Source organism: Pseudomonas sp. TZ252 (assembly GCF_056110345.1).
In genome coordinates this window covers 3192504-3211656 of sequence record NZ_CM148566.1, presented here as the reverse complement: position 1 = coordinate 3211656, position 19153 = coordinate 3192504, and the positions used below count along the sequence as shown (strand labels likewise).

Below are 19153 nucleotides of genomic sequence, written 5' to 3'. Positions count from 1 at the left end.
GCGACCGGCCTTGACCAGCCGCACCGTCTAGCGTCACGTGTTATTCGGTTTCCAGTTCGATGTCGATGCCGAGCGAACGGATCTCTTTGATCAGAACGTTGAAGGACTCGGGCATGCCGGCCTCCATGCGGTGATCGCCGTCCACGATGTTCTTGTACATCTTGGTCCGGCCGTTCACGTCGTCCGACTTGACCGTCAGCATTTCCTGCAGGGTGTACGCCGCGCCATAGGCTTCCAGCGCCCACACCTCCATCTCACCGAAGCGCTGACCACCGAACTGTGCCTTACCACCCAGCGGCTGCTGGGTAACCAGGCTGTACGAGCCGGTGGAACGGGCGTGCATCTTGTCGTCCACCAGGTGGTTCAGCTTGAGCATGTACATGTAGCCGACGGTGGTCGGACGCTCGAACTGGTTGCCGGTACGGCCGTCGAACAGACGCATCTGGCCGCTTTCCGGCAGGTCGGCCAGCTTCAGCATGGCCTTGATCTCGCGTTCCTTGGCGCCATCGAACACCGGGGTCGCCATCGGTACGCCACCGCGCAGGTTCTTGGCCAGCGCGAGGATCTCGTTGTCGCCCAGCTCGTCGAGGTTTTCCTCGCGACCGCCGATCTCGTTGTAGATCTCGTGCAGGAACTTACGCAGTTCGGCGACCTTGCGCTGCTCTTCGAGCATGCGGTTGATCTTCTCGCCCAGCCCCTTGGCCGCGAGGCCCAGGTGGGTTTCGAGGATCTGACCGACGTTCATACGCGACGGTACGCCCAGCGGGTTGAGGACGATGTCGACCGGGGTGCCGTTGGCATCGTGCGGCATGTCTTCCACCGGCATGATCACCGAGACCACACCCTTGTTACCGTGACGGCCGGCCATCTTGTCGCCCGGCTGGATGCGACGCTTGATCGCCAGGTAGACCTTGACGATCTTCAGCACGCCCGGAGCCAGGTCGTCGCCCTGCTGCAGCTTGCGCTTCTTGTCCTCGAACTTGTCGTCCAGGAGCTGGCGACGATCGCTGATGTAGGCCTGGGCCTTCTCCAGCTGTTCGTTCAGGGCGTCGTCGGCCATGCGCAGCTTGAACCACTGGCCGCGCTCGAGACCGTCGAGGTAGTCGTCGGTGATCTCCGTGCCCTTCTTCAGCGCCGGGCCACCTTCAGCCTTGGCACCGACCAGGGCGGCACGCAGACGCTCGAAGGTCGCGCCTTCGACGATGCGGAACTCTTCGTTCAGGTCCTTGCGGATCTGGTCGAGTTGCATCTTCTCGATGGACAGCGCGCGGGAATCGCGCTCGACGCCGTCGCGGGTGAAGACCTGAACGTCGATGACGGTACCCTTGGTGCCGGTCGGCACACGCAGGGAGGTGTCCTTCACGTCGGACGCCTTCTCACCGAAGATCGCGCGCAGCAGCTTCTCTTCCGGAGTCAACTGGGTCTCGCCTTTCGGAGTGACCTTGCCGACCAGGATGTCGCCGGCCTGCACTTCGGCGCCGACGTAGACGATACCGGCTTCGTCCAGCTTGTTCAGCGCGGCCTCGCCCACGTTCGGGATGTCCGCGGTGATTTCCTCTGGGCCGAGCTTGGTGTCACGAGCGACGCAGGTCAGTTCCTGGATGTGGATCGTGGTGAAACGATCTTCCTGGACCACGCGCTCGGACAGGCAGATGGAGTCTTCGAAGTTGAAGCCGTTCCAGGGCATGAACGCTACGCGCATGTTCTGGCCCAGGGCCAGTTCGCCCATGTCGGTGGACGGACCGTCGGCCAGGATGTCGCCGCGCGCGACCACGTCACCCTTGCTCACCAGCGGACGCTGGTTGATGCAGGTGTTCTGGTTGGAACGGGTGTACTTGGTCAGGTTGTAGATGTCGACACCCGCTTCGCCGGTCTCGACTTCGTCATCCGCCACGCGAACCACGACACGGCTGGCATCGACCGAGTCGATCACACCGCCACGGCGAGCCACGACGCAGACGCCGGAGTCGCGCGCCACGTTGCGCTCCATGCCGGTACCCACCAGCGGCTTGTCGGCACGCAGGGTCGGCACGGCCTGACGCTGCATGTTCGAGCCCATGAGTGCGCGGTTGGCGTCATCGTGCTCGAGGAACGGAATCAGCGAGGCAGCGACGGAAACGACCTGCTTCGGCGACACGTCCATCAGGGTCACGTCTTCCGGCGCCTTCACGGTGAATTCGTTCAGGTGACGCACGGCCACCAGCTCGTCCACCAGTTGACCCTTCTCGTTGAGGGTCGCCGAAGCCTGGGCGATGACGTGGTCGGCTTCTTCGATCGCCGACAGGAACACGATCTCGTCGGTTACCAGGCTGTCCTTGACCACGCGGTACGGGCTCTCGAGGAAGCCGTACTTGTTGGTGCGGGCGTAGGTCGCCAGGGAGTTGATCAGACCGATGTTCGGACCTTCAGGGGTTTCGATCGGGCACACGCGGCCGTAGTGGGTCGGGTGTACGTCACGAACCTCGAAGCCCGCACGCTCACGGGTCAGACCGCCCGGGCCGAGCGCGGAGACGCGGCGCTTGTGGGTGATCTCGGAAAGCGGGTTGTTCTGGTCCATGAACTGCGACAGCTGGCTCGAACCGAAGAACTCCTTGATCGCGGCAGCCACCGGCTTGGCGTTGATCAGGTCCTGCGGCATCAGGCCTTCGCTTTCGGCCATGGACAGGCGTTCCTTGACCGCGCGCTCGACACGCACCAGGCCCACGCGGAACTGGTTCTCGGCCATTTCGCCGACGCAACGGACGCGACGGTTGCCCAGGTGGTCGATGTCATCGACGATGCCCTTGCCGTTACGGATGTCGACGAGGGTCTTGAGCACATCGATGATGTCTTCCTTGCTCAGGACGCCCGGACCTTCGATCTCGGTACGACCGATACGGCGGTTGAACTTCATCCGGCCTACGGCCGACAGGTCGTAACGCTCGGCGCTGAAGAACAGGTTGCCGAACAGGGTCTCGGCAGCTTCCTTGGTCGGCGGCTCGCCCGGACGCATCATCCGGTAGATCTCGACCAGGGCTTCCAGCTGGTTGCTGGTGTTGTCGATCTTCAGGGTGTCGGAGATGAACGGACCGCAGTCGATGTCGTTGGTGTACAGGGTCTCGATGCGCACGACCTGGGCCTTGGCCACCTTGGCCAGGAGGTCGAGGGTCAGCTCGGTGTTGCACTCGGCGATGATCTCGCCGGTAGCCGGATGCACGATCGCCTTGGCGATGGTACGGCCGATCAGGTAGTCGAACGGCACTTCCAGCTGGCTCACGCCAGCCTTTTCCAGCTGGTTGATGTGGCGGGCAGTGATACGACGCCCCTGCTCCACGATCACCTTGCCGCTGCCATCCTTGATGTCGATGCTCGCGACTTCACCGCGCAGGCGCTGCGGGACCAGCTCCAGGTTCAGGGTTTCGCCCTTGATGTGGAAGACGTTGGTCGCGTAGAAGGCGTTGAGGATCTCTTCGGTGCTGTAGCCGAGCGCGCGCAGCAGTACCGATGCCGGCAGCTTGCGGCGACGGTCGATACGGACGAACACACAGTCCTTCGGATCGAACTCGAAGTCCAGCCAGGAACCGCGGTAAGGAATGATCCGCGCGGAGTACAGCAGCTTGCCGGAGCTGTGGGTCTTGCCACGGTCGTGGTCGAAGAACACGCCCGGGGAACGGTGCAGCTGGGAGACGATGACACGCTCGGTACCGTTGATGATGAAGGTACCGTTCTCGGTCATCAGGGGGATTTCCCCCATGTAGACTTCTTGTTCCTTGATGTCCTTGATCGCCTTGTTCGACGATTCGCGGTCGAAGATGATCAGGCGAACTTTCACGCGCAGCGGTACGGCGAAGGTCACGCCGCGCAGCACGCACTCCTTGACATCGAATGCCGGCTCACCCAGACGGTAGCCGACGTATTCCAGGGCAGCATTGCCGGAATAGCTGATAATCGGGAAAACGGACTTGAAGGCCGCGTGCAGACCGATATCGCGGAACTGCTCCTTGGTTGCGCCAGCCTGCAGGAATTCGCGATAGGAATCCAGCTGGATGGCCAGCAAATACGGCACATCCATGACGTCCGGCAACTTGCTAAAGTCCTTGCGGATACGTTTTTTCTCAGTGTATGAGTAAGCCATCAGCGTTCCCCAGCTTGGTCACCTGCTTGTTTGGCGTCTCCGACGGGAGCAGCCGGAAAATCTTGCAGACCCCTTGGCCTGCATTGCCCACTCGGGGCACTTTCACGTCTTGGGTGGAACGCCCGAGGCGAGTCCACCCAGAACGGAAAAAGGCCGGTGGCAAAAGCCACCAGCCATCAGCCTTTCGCTTGACGCTCGGGCTGTAGACGCAAGGTCGTCGCTTACTTGAGCTCGACTTTGGCGCCTGCTTCTTCCAGGGCTTTCTTGGCGGCTTCGGCTTCTTCTTTCGAAGCGCCTTCCTTCACCACGCCCGGAGCGCCGTCTACGACGGCCTTGGCTTCTTTCAGACCCAGACCGGTCAGTTCGCGAACGACCTTGATCACGTTCACTTTCTTGTCGCCAGCTTCGGCCAGGACGATGGTGAACTCGGTCTGCTCTTCGGCAGCGGCAGCAGCCGGGCCAGCAGCGGCAACGGTAGCGGCAGCAGCGGTAACGCCGAACTTCTCTTCCATCGCCTTGATCAGTTCGACCACTTGCATGACGGACATTTCGGATACGGCGTTGATGATGTCTTCGTTGGTCAGAGCCATGACTCTAATTCCTGTATTGGGGGACGGCCTGCGGCCATCGTATTAAACAAATAAGATTGAAAGCGCTTGCGAGCCGACTTAGGCGGCAGCAGCTTCTTTCTGGTCGCGAATGGCCGCCAGAGTACGAGCCAGCTTGCTGGTAGCGCCCTGAATCACGCTCATCAGCTGCGATACGGCTTCGTCGTAGGTCGGCAGGCTTGCCAGTACGTCGATCTGATTGGCTGCGAGGAACTGACCCTCGAAGGCAGCCGCCTTGATCTCGAACTTGTCCTGACCCTTGGCGAACTCACGGAAGATACGAGCGGCAGCGCCCGGATGTTCGTTGGAGAAAGCGATCAGGGTCGGGCCTTTGAACACGTCGTTGAGCACGTCGAACTGGGTGCCTTCAACGGCGCGCTTGAGCAGGGTGTTACGTACGACTTTCACGTACACACCAGCTTCGCGGGCCTCTTTACGGAGTCCGGTCATGGCGCCTACGGTCACGCCACGGGCATCGGCCACGACAGCGGACAGGGCAGCTTTGGCAGCCTCGTTGACTTCAGCGACGATGGCCTTCTTGTCTTCGAGTTTAATTGCCACGGGTTTACTCCTGGATGTTACCGTTTCGTCCAGCCGGGGCCGGACGTCGTTTTGGTGTCTGATTCGGTAACCGAATCGGGAGCACCATCTGCGTAGGCTTGTGGTTTAAGGCTTGCGCCACCTACGGTCTTGGATAGCCCCCGCCAGGCAGGGACCCCAATACCTGTGCAGCGGGCAGAACCCGCTGCACGATTTCACTTAGGCTTCCAGGGAAGCCAGGTCGATCTGCAGGCCCGGACCCATGGTGGTGCTCAGGGTCACGCGCTTGACGTACACGCCTTTCGACGAGGACGGCTTCAGGCGCTTCAGGTCAGCCAGCAGCGCTTCAACGTTCTGCTGCAGCTTGGCCGGCTCGAAATCGACCTTACCGACGGAGCTGTGGATGATGCCGTTCTTGTCGGTACGGAAACGTACCTGACCAGCCTTGGCATTCTTCACGGCGGTAGCGACGTCCGGAGTCACGGTGCCGACTTTCGGGTTCGGCATCAGACCACGCGGGCCGAGGATCTGGCCCAGCTGGCCGACGACACGCATGGCATCCGGGGAAGCGATGACGACGTCGTAGTTCAGGTCGCCGCCTTTCATTTCGGCAGCCAGTTCGTCCATGCCCACCTTGTCGGCGCCGGCAGCCAGAGCGGCTTCGGCAGCCGGACCCTGGGTGAAGACGGCAACGCGGACGCTCTTGCCGGTGCCGTTCGGCAGGACGGTGGCGCCACGAACGACCTGGTCGGATTTACGCGGATCGACGCCAAGGTTCACGGCAACGTCCACGGACTCCTTGAACTTGATGGTGGACAGCTCGGCCAGCAGCTTGGCGGCCTCTTCGAAGCTGTACTGCTTGCCGGCAACTACTTTCTCGGCAATCGCCTTCTGGCGCTTGGTCAGCTTAGCCATTACACACCCTCCACGTTCAGGCCCATGCTGCGCGCGGAGCCAGCGATGGTACGTACAGCAGCGTCCAGATCAGCAGCGGTCAGGTCAGCCTGCTTGGTCTTGGCGATCTCTTCCAGCTGGGCACGGGTAACGGTGCCGACTTTCTGGGAGTTCGGACGAGCGGAGCCGCTGGTGATGCCAGCTGCTTTTTTCAGCAGGACGGCAGCCGGGGTGCTCTTGGTTTCGAAGGTGAAGCTACGGTCACTGTAAACGGTGATGATCACAGGAGTCGGCAGGCCCGGCTCTTGGCCTTGGGTCTTGGCGTTGAACGCCTTGCAGAATTCCATGATGTTCACGCCGTGCTGACCCAGGGCAGGGCCGACCGGCGGCGACGGGTTGGCCTGACCGGCCTTTACTTGCAGCTTGATATAAGCCTGGATTTTCTTAGCCATTTGCTACTCCAAATTCGGGTACAAGCGCCTGAAGGCTCCCCGGTTGCTTTCGCGTTTATCCCAGTGACGACAAAACCCCGCAGCCTTGGACTGCGGGGTGAGGGATGCGTTTTCAGCTAGACCTTTTCGACCTGACTGAACTCCAGCTCCACCGGGGTAGAGCGGCCAAAGATGAGCACGGCCACTTGGATCCGGCTCTTCTCGTAGTTAACTTCTTCGACGACACCATTGAAGTCGGCGAAAGGACCATCGATGACACGAACGGTCTCGCCCGGCTCGAACAGGGTCTTCGGCTTGGGCTTGTCGCCGCTATCCGCCACGCGACGCAGGATTGCATCAGCCTCACGATCGGTGATCGGAGCCGGCTTGTCGGCAGTTCCGCCGATGAAGCCCATGACACGCGGGGTATCCTTCACCAGGTGCCAGGTACCTTCGTTCATTTCCATCTGAACCAGCACATAGCCAGGGAAGAATTTGCGCTCGCTCTTGCGCTTCTGGCCGTTCCGCATCTCCACCACTTCTTCGGTGGGAACCAGAATCTCGCCGAACTCTTCTTCCATGCCAGCAAGCTTGACACGCTCGATCAGCGAGCGCATGACATGCTTCTCGTAGCCCGAGTATGCATGCACAACGTACCAACGCTTAGCCACGGCGCACCCTTAACCTACAATCATGGAAACCAACCAACCCAGCAGGGAATCGAGCCCCCACAGCAGCAGCGCCATTACCAGCACTACCGCGACCACGATCAGCGTGGTCTGAGTTGTTTCTTGACGACTCGGCCATACGACCTTGCGAATCTCGACGCGCGCTTCCTTAGCAAGACTAAAGAAGGCCTGCCCCTTGGCCGTTTGCAGAGCCAGGAAGGCAGCGATCACCGCCAGAACGAGAATACCGAGAACGCGATACAGGATTGGTTGAGCCGAAAAGTACTGATTGCCCACAACGGCAACCACAACCAGAACGGCAACCAAGAGCCATTTCAAGAGATCAAAACGTGATTCTTTGGCTTCTGCCTTGGCATTCATCTGTTAGGAATCTCGTGAAGAAAAGCCAGATTTACTTGGGAAATCTGGCAGGCCAGGAGGGAATCGAACCCCCAACCTGCGGTTTTGGAGACCGCCGCTCTGCCAATTGAGCTACTGGCCTGAAGCAAAATCAGGCCGACCATTATGCCGGCCTGAGAGGGGAAGATCAACCGATATTATTCGATGATCTTGGCAACCACGCCGGCGCCAACGGTACGGCCGCCTTCGCGGATCGCGAAGCGCAGGCCATCTTCCATGGCGATCGGAGCGATCAGGGTGACAACCATCTTGATGTTGTCGCCCGGCATTACCATCTCTACGCCTTCCGGCAGCTCGCAGTTACCGGTCACGTCAGTGGTACGGAAGTAGAACTGCGGACGGTAGCCCTTGAAGAACGGGGTGTGACGACCACCTTCTTCCTTGGACAGCACGTACACTTCGCACTCGAACTTGGTGTGCGGCTTGATGGTGCCCGGCTTGGCCAGAACCTGGCCACGCTCTACGTCTTCACGCTTGGTGCCGCGCAGCAGGATACCAACGTTCTCACCAGCACGACCTTCGTCGAGCAGCTTGCGGAACATTTCAACGCCGGTGCAGGTGGTCTTGGTGGTCGCCTTGATGCCGACGATTTCCACTTCTTCCTGGACCTTGATGATGCCGCGCTCTACACGACCGGTTACCACGGTACCGCGGCCGGAGATCGAGAACACGTCTTCGATCGGCATCAGGAACGGCTGGTCGATGGCACGAACCGGCTCCGGAATGTAGGAGTCCAGGGTCTCTACCAGCTTCTGCACGGCGCTTACGCCGATGCCGTTGTCATCCTTGCCTTCCAGCGCCATCAGCGCGGAACCGATGATGATCGGAGTGTCGTCGCCCGGGAAGTCGTAGGTGTTCAGCAGATCGCGAACTTCCATCTCGACCAGTTCCAGCAGCTCGGCGTCGTCGACCATGTCGGCCTTGTTCAGGAACACGACGATGTAGGGAACGCCTACCTGGCGGGACAGCAGGATGTGCTCGCGGGTCTGCGGCATGGGGCCGTCGGCAGCCGAGCAAACCAGGATCGCGCCGTCCATCTGGGCAGCACCGGTGATCATGTTCTTCACGTAGTCGGCGTGACCGGGGCAGTCAACGTGGGCGTAGTGACGAACAGCGGAATCGTATTCAACGTGCGAGGTGTTGATGGTGATACCGCGGGCCTTTTCTTCCGGCGCGTTGTCGATCTGATCGAAAGCACGAGCGGAACCACCCCAGGTGTCGGAGCAGACCTTGGTCAGTGCAGCGGTCAGAGTGGTCTTGCCATGGTCAACGTGACCGATGGTGCCGACGTTGACGTGCGGCTTGTTCCGTTCAAATTTTTCTTTAGCCATGGAGACCATCCCCTTCAAGGAATTGAGCGGATCACGCTACCATTAGAACAAGGGCAGATATTTTCATATCTGCCCCTGGATAAATGGAGCTCATGAGCGGATTTGAACCGCTGACCTCACCCTTACCAAGGGTGTGCTCTACCAACTGAGCTACATGAGCGAAACACAAGCAACTTGACTGGAGCGGGTAGCGGGAATCGAACCCGCATCATCAGCTTGGAAGGCTGAGGTTCTACCACTGAACTATACCCGCGGAGCCCGAAGCTCACGCTTTTAAACTGGTGGAGGGAGAAGGATTCGAACCTTCGAAGTCTATGACGTCAGATTTACAGTCTGATCCCTTTGGCCACTCGGGAATCCCTCCAAACTGGTGGGCGGCATTCTCTACGTCTGCCACCTTGCTGTCAAGAGTTTTCTCTTAAAAAACCTGAACTTAGGTTTCAACAGCAACTTCATGGTAGGAGTCTTTCAGCCTTCCCCCTGCGAAGCGGGCGCCATTCTATGCAAACCATCAGGGGGATGCAACACCTTTGCACGACATTATTTGATGCTGCAATCCCTTGAAGTCCCGAGCCAGCTCCTGGAGCAGTTGCTCATCCACCAGGCGCCGGCTGCCGGGAGCCACCCTTACCCAGAAATCACGCTGCCCGCGGGGCAACTCCTTCAGCTCCGCCTCGTAACCTGCCGTCTTGAGACGCACCTGCGCACTTTCAGCCGAATCCCGCGCGGAAAACATCCCCAAAGAAATGCCATTGGCCAGCACTCCCTCGCCAATCAGGTAGCTGTCGATATTGCGCGCCTGAAGCTCCTTCAACTGACGAAGCGCAGCCTCCCGCGAGGCTAGCGGAGGAAGATAGACCCAGTAATCGACGCTCATCTCCCCACGGGCCTCGACCTCCGCCTCGATATCCAGGCCCAGCAGGCGCTGCTGCAACCTTCGGGCATCCACCTCCTCACCGCCTCCGCCAAGATAGAGACAGGCCGACTCGGATGCGATCGACTCTTCGGCAGCCGGAGGCACACTCGGCGCCGGCACCTGCGACCCCGAGCGCGCCCTGGAAGCAAGGTTGCTCTCGGCCAGCAGCAGAATGTTCTTCTGCCCATCCTTATAGAGTTCCAGCGGTGCGATTTCCTTGGCCCGTAGCGGGGATTGCTGCTGGTGCCAGACGTAGTAGAAGACGTTCAGGGCCAGGAGAAACAGGAAGAACCAGCGCATAGATCCTCTCACTCAATCGGGCAAGCCAGTGCCAGCCCTACGAAAACCAGGTCCGGCATGATCCGGGCGCCAGCCAGTTCGTCGCGAACCAGTTCGGCATCCCCACCCGTCAGGAATATTTCACAATCCGGACCGAGCAGCTCGCACGCCATGGCGTACTGCTCACGAACGAACCCCCTGAGCATGAGCAGACAACCCCGCTCAACCGCCTCGGCCGTGGCCTGCCCTGGCTGGAGACTGGCAAGCGCCCGACGGGCCTCTGCATCGTCGTAGCGGATACGTCGGGTATGGGTGCGCAACTGGCTTCTCATCAGGGTCATGCCCGGGCATATGTAGCCCCCCAGATGCACTCCATCCGCCGCGACCAGGTCAGAGGTGACCGCGGTCCCCAGATCGATGACCAGGCAGGCCTTCTTAGCCAGATGATGAGCCGCGACGAGGGCCAGCCAGCGGTCGAGCCCCAGGCGCTGGTAATCGAGATAGCCGTTGCGCACACCCGCCAACTGCTTGCCGGATGATGCAACCAGCGCCGAAACCGGGAACAGCTGCTCCAACCGTGCGACCAGTTGCGAGGTTTCCTGCTCGCTGCGAACGCTCACCAGGCGACAGGCTCGCACTGGCAGCGCTTGCTGCGACGTTAACTGTTCGACCAGGGCATCATCGGACTCCGCAAGGCCACCGGCGATCGACCGCGCCGCCCCCTCGATGACCCGCCACTTGATCAGCGAGTTTCCACAGTCGAGCTCAAGAATCATTGACGCAACCTCAAACTAAGCTCCCCTCCACTGAACCCCTGCTCCACGCCATCCACCTCGAGACGCAGCGCTCCTCGGCTATCGACACCCAGCACACGACCCTCGATGGAACTCAGAGCAGTCGAGAGAATGACCTGGGCACCCTGCCAGAGATTGCAGGACTCCCACTCCTCGCGACTTGCAGCAAAGCCTTCGCGCGAATGCCTATCGAGATAATCGGCCAACTGCCGATTGAGAGCAGAAAGCAGCCGCGAACGATCCACCAGCTCCCCCAGCGCTTCGCGCAGGGAGGTCCAAGGCTGGCCGATATCAGTGGCGGTCTTCATGTTGACGTTGATCCCTATGCCGATAACGACATGACACAGATCCGCGGGGTCGCCACTCAGCTCCAGGAGAATTCCGGCGATCTTCTTGCCTCCCTGCAGAAGGTCGTTCGGCCACTTCAACCCGGCGTCCCGGACGCCCAAAGACTCCAGGGCCCGGAGCACCGCGAGACCGACAACCAGGCTCAACCCTTCGAGCTCCCGAGCGCCCCCCCTGACAGTAATGGCCAGAGAATAATAGAGGTTCTCTCCATAGGGACTGACCCAGGCTCGGCCGCGACGTCCACGCCCGGCAGTCTGCTGCTCGGCGACGATAACGAAAGGCGTCGAGGCTCCAGCCGCGAGCCTGCGCATGGCCTCGCTATTGGTCGAATCGACGGTGGGCATGATCTCGACAGGCCAGAGGCTGTCGATCTTCCGCGGATCCAGGAGACTGAGGGGACTCGCCAGACGGTAACCCCGGCCACGCACCTTGTGGAACTGCAGGCCATGTTCAGCCTCCAGGTGCTGCAAGCGTTTCCAGACTGCACTGCGACTGATGCCCAGTACTGCCCCCAACTCCTCACCGGAGTGGAATCGCCCGTCTTGAAGTAGTTTCAGCAAGGTCTGCATAGACGCCCCACACTAGCCAGGCACGCATCATATAGAGGCACTTGCGCTTTGCCTACGAAAAGCCCTGCCGTATAGCTGCCTTTTCCCCGGATTTTCGCAGACTTTTCCGCGCGCAAAAGCAAAACCCCTGGTCATCGCTGACCAGGGGTTTTGGGATAGGAGCTTGACGATGACCTACTCTCACATGGGGAGACCCCACACTACCATCGGCGATGCGTCGTTTCACTTCTGAGTTCGGGAAGGGATCAGGTGGTTCCAACGCTCTATGATCGTCAAGCAATTCGGTTGGATATCCGTTCGCTTGGGCTTACGTCTATCCGGATTCAGGTATGTGATTTCAAGGTGTTTTGCGGTTCATGCGAACTTTCGGTTCGTCGACTTCACCTTACAACACACAATCATCAGATTGTTTGGGTGTTATATGGTCAAGCCTCACGGGCAATTAGTACTGGTTAGCTCAACGCCTCACAACGCTTACACACCCAGCCTATCAACGTCGTAGTCTTCGACGGCCCTTCAGGGGAATCAAGTTCCCAGTGAGATCTCATCTTGAGGCAAGTTTCCCGCTTAGATGCTTTCAGCGGTTATCTTTTCCGAACATAGCTACCCGGCAATGCCACTGGCGTGACAACCGGAACACCAGAGGTTCGTCCACTCCGGTCCTCTCGTACTAGGAGCAGCCCCTCTCAAATCTCAAACGTCCACGGCAGATAGGGACCGAACTGTCTCACGACGTTCTAAACCCAGCTCGCGTACCACTTTAAATGGCGAACAGCCATACCCTTGGGACCGGCTTCAGCCCCAGGATGTGATGAGCCGACATCGAGGTGCCAAACACCGCCGTCGATATGAACTCTTGGGCGGTATCAGCCTGTTATCCCCGGAGTACCTTTTATCCGTTGAGCGATGGCCCTTCCATACAGAACCACCGGATCACTAAGACCTACTTTCGTACCTGCTCGACGTGTCTGTCTCGCAGTCAAGCGCGCTTTTGCCTTTATACTCTGCGACCGATTTCCGACCGGTCTGAGCGCACCTTCGTACTCCTCCGTTACTCTTTAGGAGGAGACCGCCCCAGTCAAACTGCCCACCATACACTGTCCTCGATCCGGATCACGGACCAGAGTTAGAACCTCAAGCATGCCAGGGTGGTATTTCAAGGATGGCTCCACGCGAACTGGCGTCCACGCTTCAAAGCCTCCCACCTATCCTACACAAGCAGGCTCAAAGTCCAGTGCAAAGCTACAGTAAAGGTTCACGGGGTCTTTCCGTCTAGCCGCGGATACACTGCATCTTCACAGCGATTTCAATTTCACTGAGTCTCGGGTGGAGACAGCGCCGCCATCGTTACGCCATTCGTGCAGGTCGGAACTTACCCGACAAGGAATTTCGCTACCTTAGGACCGTTATAGTTACGGCCGCCGTTTACCGGGGCTTCGATCAAGAGCTTCGCTTGCGCTAACCCCATCAATTAACCTTCCGGCACCGGGCAGGCGTCACACCCTATACGTCCACTTTCGTGTTTGCAGAGTGCTGTGTTTTTAATAAACAGTCGCAGCGGCCTGGTATCTTCGACCAGCCAGAGCTTACGGAGTAAATCCTTCACCCTAGCCGGCGCACCTTCTCCCGAAGTTACGGTGCCATTTTGCCTAGTTCCTTCACCCGAGTTCTCTCAAGCGCCTTGGTATTCTCTACCCGACCACCTGTGTCGGTTTGGGGTACGGTTCCTGGTTACCTGAAGCTTAGAAGCTTTTCTTGGAAGCATGGCATCAACCACTTCGTCATCTAAAAGACGACTCGTCATCAGCTCTCGGCCTTGAAACCCCGGATTTACCTAAGATTTCAGCCTACCACCTTAAACTTGGACAACCAACGCCAAGCTGGCCTAGCCTTCTCCGTCCCTCCATCGCAGTAACCAGAAGTACAGGAATATTAACCTGTTTCCCATCGACTACGCTTTTCAGCCTCGCCTTAGGAACCGACTAACCCTGCGTCGATTAACGTTGCGCAGGAACCCTTGGTCTTTCGGCGTGGGTGTTTTTCACACCCATTGTCGTTACTCATGTCAGCATTCGCACTTCTGATACCTCCAGCAAGCTTCTCAACTCACCTTCACAGGCTTACAGAACGCTCCTCTACCGCGTCACTTACGTGACACCCGCAGCTTCGGTGTGTGGTTTGAGCCCCGTTACATCTTCCGCGCAGGCCGACTCGACTAGTGAGCTATTACGCTTTCTTTAAAGGATGGCTGCTTCTAAGCCAACCTCCTAGCTGTCTAAGCCTTCCCACATCGTTTACCACTTAACCACAACTTTGGGACCTTAGCTGGCGGTCTGGGTTGTTTCCCTTTTCACGACGGACGTTAGCACCCGCCGTGTGTCTCCCATGCTCGGCACTTCTGGGTATTCGGAGTTTGCATCGGTTTGGTAAGTCGGGATGACCCCCTAGCCGAAACAGTGCTCTACCCCCCAGAGTGATACATGAGGCGCTACCTAAATAGCTTTCGAGGAGAACCAGCTATCTCCGAGCTTGATTAGCCTTTCACTCCGATCCACAAGTCATCCCCTACCTTTTCAACGGGAGTGGGTTCGGTCCTCCAGTCAGTGTTACCTAACCTTCAACCTGCTCATGGATAGATCGCCCGGTTTCGGGTCTATACCCAGCGACTAAACGCCCTATTAAGACTCGCTTTCGCTACGCCTACCCTATACGGTTAAGCTTGCCACTGAATATAAGTCGCTGACCCATTATACAAAAGGTACGCAGTCACCTAACAAGTAGGCTCCCACTGCTTGTACGCATACGGTTTCAGGTTCTATTTCACTCCCCTCTCCGGGGTTCTTTTCGCCTTTCCCTCACGGTACTGGTTCACTATCGGTCAGTCAGTAGTATTTAGCCTTGGAGGATGGTCCCCCCATGTTCAGACAAAGTTTCTCGTGCTCCGTCCTACTCGATTTCACTTCAAAGATCCTTTCGCGTACGGGGCTATCACCCACTATGGCCGCACTTTCCAGAGCGTTCCGCTAAAATCAATGAAGCTTAAGGGCTAATCCCCGTTCGCTCGCCACTACTAAGGGAATCTCGGTTGATTTCTTTTCCTCAGGGTACTTAGATGTTTCAGTTCCCCTGGTTCGCCTCTTGCACCTATGGATTCAGTACAAGATACCTAGGTTATCCTAGGTGGGTTCCCCCATTCAGAGATCTCCGGATCAAAGTCTGTTTGCCGACTCCCCGAAGCTTTTCGCAGGCTACCACGTCTTTCATCGCCTCTGACTGCCAAGGCATCCACCGTATGCGCTTCTTCACTTGACCATATAACCCCAAGCAATCTGGTTATACTGTGAAGACGACATTCGCCGAAAATTCGCGCTTGAACTCGCAAATTTTACCTTGACTTGAATGATCACCAGTGAAAGAGATCATTCAGTCTTACTTCTATCACATACCCGAATTTTTAAAGAACAGTTCTGGTGCAAAGACCAGAAATCAATGTTCATTCACGAACATTCATTTCTGAGCTTTCGACGATTGTTTTAGATGGTGGAGCCAAGGAGGATCGAACTCCTGACCTCCTGCGTGCAAAGCAGGCGCTCTCCCAGCTGAGCTATGGCCCCGTATCGGATCACGCAGCACACCAACAATTGGTGGGTCTGGGCAGATTCGAACTGCCGACCTCACCCTTATCAGGGGTGCGCTCTAACCAACTGAGCTACAGACCCAATCGTCTAACCAGTGAATCAAGCAATTCGTGTGGGAGCTTATGAAGAAGCTGAGATCTTCGATTAAGGAGGTGATCCAGCCGCAGGTTCCCCTACGGCTACCTTGTTACGACTTCACCCCAGTCATGAATCACTCCGTGGTAACCGTCCCCCTTGCGGTTAGACTAGCTACTTCTGGAGCAACCCACTCCCATGGTGTGACGGGCGGTGTGTACAAGGCCCGGGAACGTATTCACCGTGACATTCTGATTCACGATTACTAGCGATTCCGACTTCACGCAGTCGAGTTGCAGACTGCGATCCGGACTACGATCGGTTTTATGGGATTAGCTCCACCTCGCGGCTTGGCAACCCTTTGTACCGACCATTGTAGCACGTGTGTAGCCCTGGCCGTAAGGGCCATGATGACTTGACGTCATCCCCACCTTCCTCCGGTTTGTCACCGGCAGTCTCCTTAGAGTGCCCACCCGAGGTGCTGGTAACTAAGGACAAGGGTTGCGCTCGTTACGGGACTTAACCCAACATCTCACGACACGAGCTGACGACAGCCATGCAGCACCTGTGTCTGAGTTCCCGAAGGCACCAATCCATCTCTGGAAAGTTCTCAGCATGTCAAGGCCAGGTAAGGTTCTTCGCGTTGCTTCGAATTAAACCACATGCTCCACCGCTTGTGCGGGCCCCCGTCAATTCATTTGAGTTTTAACCTTGCGGCCGTACTCCCCAGGCGGTCGACTTATCGCGTTAGCTGCGCCACTAAGATCTCAAGGATCCCAACGGCTAGTCGACATCGTTTACGGCGTGGACTACCAGGGTATCTAATCCTGTTTGCTCCCCACGCTTTCGCACCTCAGTGTCAGTATCAGTCCAGGTGGTCGCCTTCGCCACTGGTGTTCCTTCCTATATCTACGCATTTCACCGCTACACAGGAAATTCCACCACCCTCTACCGTACTCTAGCTCAGTAGTTTTGGATGCAGTTCCCAGGTTGAGCCCGGGGATTTCACATCCAACTTGCTGAACCACCTACGCGCGCTTTACGCCCAGTAATTCCGATTAACGCTTGCACCCTTCGTATTACCGCGGCTGCTGGCACGAAGTTAGCCGGTGCTTATTCTGTTGGTAACGTCAAAACAGCAAGGTATTAACTTACTGCCCTTCCTCCCAACTTAAAGTGCTTTACAATCCGAAGACCTTCTTCACACACGCGGCATGGCTGGATCAGGCTTTCGCCCATTGTCCAATATTCCCCACTGCTGCCTCCCGTAGGAGTCTGGACCGTGTCTCAGTTCCAGTGTGACTGATCATCCTCTCAGACCAGTTACGGATCGTCGCCTTGGTAGGCCTTTACCCCACCAACTAGCTAATCCGACCTAGGCTCATCTGATAGCGTGAGGTCCGAAGATCCCCCACTTTCTCCCTCAGGACGTATGCGGTATTAGCGCCCGTTTCCGGACGTTATCCCCCACTACCAGGCAGATTCCTAGGCATTACTCACCCGTCCGCCGCTGAATCCAGGAGCAAGCTCCCTTCATCCGCTCGACTTGCATGTGTTAGGCCTGCCGCCAGCGTTCAATCTGAGCCATGATCAAACTCTTCAGTTCAATACTGCTTGGGTTTTGAGAAAACCCTAAACTTGGCTCAGCAATCGCATTCTCTTAAAAAGAGATAAAACTCTCGAATTCACGAGTGTTACTTGCGTTGCTGATAATCTTGCGATCACCAGTCTTACATCACAAGCACCCACACGAATTGCTTGATTCGACTTGTTAAAGAGCAGTTGGTCAAGGCTTTCGTCTCAACCGAGGCCGCGCATTCTACAGCAACCTCTCGTTCCGTCAAGCGTTATTTTCGAAAATTTTCTTTTCTACTCAACCGCTTGCGCCGACCTTCAAACCATCTTCCGATCAGCGGGAGGCGCATTCTACAGCGTTCAAATTCGCTGTCAAGCACCTCGGCGAAGCTTCGTTTCGAGCCCCTTTCGGGACCGAACCGCTGCGGCGAACAACCTGCCTAAGCGCTTCACCACCCCTGGGAGAGAATCCATAAATCCTTGATTTACAAGCATTTACTCTTCGTCGTCGCCGGGAGTGGTGCGCATTATAGGGAGATAGAAACTGGCGTCAACACTTATTTGAAAGAATTATTCAGCCTTCAGCGTGATGCGCGCGAAAGCCTTCTTCCCTGCCTGGAACACACGGGTCTCACCCAGCGCCAGCATGAAGGTGCGGTCGACGACCTGCCCATCCACCTTGACGCTGCCGGCACCCAGGAGATCGCGAGCCGCAGCCGCATTCTTCACCAACCCCGCCTTATTGAGAACAGAGGCAACGGGCATATCCTCGGGGGACGACAGCTCGATCTCCGGCAGGTCTTCCGGCAGCTCGCCATCCTTCAGGCGATTGCCGGCCGACTTGTGTGCGCTCGCCGCCGCCTCCTCGCCATGGAAGCGGGCGACGATCTCCTCGGCCAGCTTGATCTTGATGTCACGCGGGTTGGCGCCCGCCTCGACGTCCTTGCGGAAGCTATCGATCTCATCCAAGGAACGGAAGCTGAGCAGTTCGAAGTAACGCCACATCAGCGTGTCAGGAATGGAGACCAGCTTGCTGTACATGACACCCGGCGCTTCCTGGATACCAATATAGTTGCCCAGCGACTTGGACATCTTCTTCACGCCATCCAGCCCTTCCAGCAACGGCATGGTCAGGATCACCTGGGCCTCCTGGCCATAGGCACGCTGCAGCTCGCGCCCCATCAGCAGGTTGAACTTCTGGTCGGTGCCACCCAACTCGACGTCCGCCTTCAGCGCGACGGAGTCATAGCCCTGGACCAGCGGATAGAGGAACTCATGGATAGCGATGGGCTGATTGCTGGCATAGCGCTTGCTAAAGTCATCACGCTCCAGCATCCGCGCAACGGTGTACTGAGAGGCAAGACGAATGAAGTCAGCCGGGGTCAATTGGTCCATCCAGGTGGAATTGAAGGCTACTTCGGTCTTGGCCGGGTCGAGGATCTTGAAGACCTGGGACTTGTACGTCTCCGCATTCTCCAGAACCTGCTCGCGCGTCAGGGGAGGACGGGTAACACTTTTCCCACTGGGGTCACCAATCATCCCAGTGAAGTCGCCGATGAGGAAGATCACCTGATGCCCCAGGTCCTGGAACTGGCGCAGCTTATTAATAAGCACGGTATGGCCAAGATGCAGATCGGGAGCGGTCGGGTCGAAGCCGGCCTTGATCCGCAAGGGCTGGCCACGCTTCAGCTTGGCCACCAGTTCCGCCTCTACCAGGATCTCGTCTGCACCGCGCTGGATCAGCGCCAGTTGCTCTTCAACCGACTTCATTTACAGGTTCTGCCCAATTGCCAAAATCGAAAGGGAACCAACCATACAAGATCGCAGACTAAAAACAAATTTTGCCGACCGTCAGGGGGACGGAGCCAGGCCAGACGCGACTTTTGGCTTGATTCAAGGAGATTTTGGTTATATTTTAGGCAGTTATTTATTCACAATCCAAAAACACCAATC

General features: G+C 57.7%; 12 protein-coding genes, 6 tRNA genes and 3 rRNA genes. All 21 read right to left on the bottom strand.

Annotated features, from left to right (window positions below; translation table 11 throughout):
• Positions 1-40 precede the first annotated feature (40 nt).
• Positions 41-4114 carry a DNA-directed RNA polymerase subunit beta gene (gene rpoB, locus ACYAF3_RS14875; RefSeq protein WP_003093746.1) on the bottom strand — a complete coding sequence of 1358 codons (4074 nt, stop codon included), beginning with the start codon at positions 4112-4114 and terminating at the stop codon, positions 41-43.
• Positions 4115-4335: 221 nt separating this feature from the next.
• Positions 4336-4704 (bottom strand): 50S ribosomal protein L7/L12, encoded by a 369-nt coding sequence (rplL, locus tag ACYAF3_RS14870; protein ID WP_003093747.1) that lies wholly within the window; start codon positions 4702-4704, stop codon positions 4336-4338.
• A 78-nt stretch (positions 4705-4782) separates the two neighbouring features.
• Positions 4783-5283, bottom strand: coding sequence for a 50S ribosomal protein L10 (gene rplJ, locus ACYAF3_RS14865; RefSeq protein ID WP_003093748.1), 501 nt, complete (start codon positions 5281-5283; stop codon positions 4783-4785).
• Between the two features lie 198 nt (positions 5284-5481).
• A complete protein-coding gene (gene rplA, locus ACYAF3_RS14860; RefSeq protein ID WP_003093749.1) occupies positions 5482-6177 on the bottom strand; it encodes a 50S ribosomal protein L1 in 696 nt (231 codons plus the stop codon).
• Complete coding sequence (gene rplK / locus ACYAF3_RS14855) at positions 6177-6608, bottom strand: 50S ribosomal protein L11 (protein WP_003093751.1); 432 nt, start codon at positions 6606-6608, stop codon at positions 6177-6179. The genes rplA and rplK overlap by 1 nt, the downstream gene beginning before the upstream one ends.
• A 116-nt stretch (positions 6609-6724) precedes the next feature.
• The gene (nusG, locus tag ACYAF3_RS14850; protein ID WP_003108028.1) at positions 6725-7258 is read right to left on the bottom strand and encodes a transcription termination/antitermination protein NusG; all 534 of its coding nucleotides are present in this window, start codon (positions 7256-7258) and stop codon (positions 6725-6727) included.
• 9 nt (positions 7259-7267) lie between these two features.
• Positions 7268-7636 carry a preprotein translocase subunit SecE gene (gene secE / locus ACYAF3_RS14845; RefSeq protein ID WP_003108030.1) on the bottom strand — a complete coding sequence of 123 codons (369 nt, stop codon included), beginning with the start codon at positions 7634-7636 and terminating at the stop codon, positions 7268-7270.
• A gap of 45 nt (positions 7637-7681) precedes the next feature.
• Positions 7682-7757 (bottom strand) — tRNA-Trp (locus ACYAF3_RS14840).
• A gap of 55 nt (positions 7758-7812) precedes the next feature.
• Complete coding sequence (gene tuf / locus ACYAF3_RS14835; protein ID WP_003115146.1) at positions 7813-9006, bottom strand: elongation factor Tu; 1194 nt, start codon at positions 9004-9006, stop codon at positions 7813-7815.
• An 84-nt stretch (positions 9007-9090) separates the two neighbouring features.
• Positions 9091-9166: transfer RNA gene (locus tag ACYAF3_RS14830), tRNA-Thr, on the bottom strand.
• Positions 9167-9185: 19 nt separating this feature from the next.
• Positions 9186-9259 (bottom strand) — tRNA-Gly (locus tag ACYAF3_RS14825).
• Between the two features lie 26 nt (positions 9260-9285).
• Positions 9286-9370 (bottom strand) — tRNA-Tyr (locus ACYAF3_RS14820).
• A gap of 147 nt (positions 9371-9517) precedes the next feature.
• On the bottom strand, positions 9518-10222 hold the full coding sequence (locus ACYAF3_RS14815) for an SPOR domain-containing protein (RefSeq protein WP_003121858.1): 705 nt from the start codon (positions 10220-10222) through the stop codon (positions 9518-9520).
• Positions 10223-10230: 8 nt separating this feature from the next.
• A complete protein-coding gene (locus ACYAF3_RS14810) occupies positions 10231-10977 on the bottom strand; it encodes a pantothenate kinase (protein ID WP_010793479.1) in 747 nt (248 codons plus the stop codon).
• A complete protein-coding gene (gene birA / locus ACYAF3_RS14805; RefSeq protein WP_003117986.1) occupies positions 10974-11912 on the bottom strand; it encodes a bifunctional biotin--[acetyl-CoA-carboxylase] ligase/biotin operon repressor BirA in 939 nt (312 codons plus the stop codon). The genes ACYAF3_RS14810 and birA overlap by 4 nt, the downstream gene beginning before the upstream one ends.
• A gap of 161 nt (positions 11913-12073) precedes the next feature.
• A 5S ribosomal RNA gene (rrf, locus tag ACYAF3_RS14800) occupies positions 12074-12189 on the bottom strand.
• 144 nt (positions 12190-12333) lie between these two features.
• A 23S ribosomal RNA gene (locus ACYAF3_RS14795) occupies positions 12334-15224 on the bottom strand.
• A 226-nt stretch (positions 15225-15450) separates the two neighbouring features.
• Positions 15451-15526 (bottom strand) — tRNA-Ala (locus ACYAF3_RS14790).
• A 28-nt stretch (positions 15527-15554) separates the two neighbouring features.
• Positions 15555-15631: transfer RNA gene (locus ACYAF3_RS14785), tRNA-Ile, on the bottom strand.
• A 64-nt stretch (positions 15632-15695) separates the two neighbouring features.
• Positions 15696-17231 (bottom strand): 16S ribosomal RNA (locus ACYAF3_RS14780).
• Together the 16S, 23S and 5S rRNA genes with 2 tRNA genes alongside form the textbook arrangement of a ribosomal RNA operon.
• Positions 17232-17770: 539 nt before the next feature.
• On the bottom strand, positions 17771-18970 hold the full coding sequence (tyrS, locus tag ACYAF3_RS14775; protein ID WP_003101660.1) for a tyrosine--tRNA ligase: 1200 nt from the start codon (positions 18968-18970) through the stop codon (positions 17771-17773).
• Positions 18971-19153 lie beyond the last annotated feature (183 nt).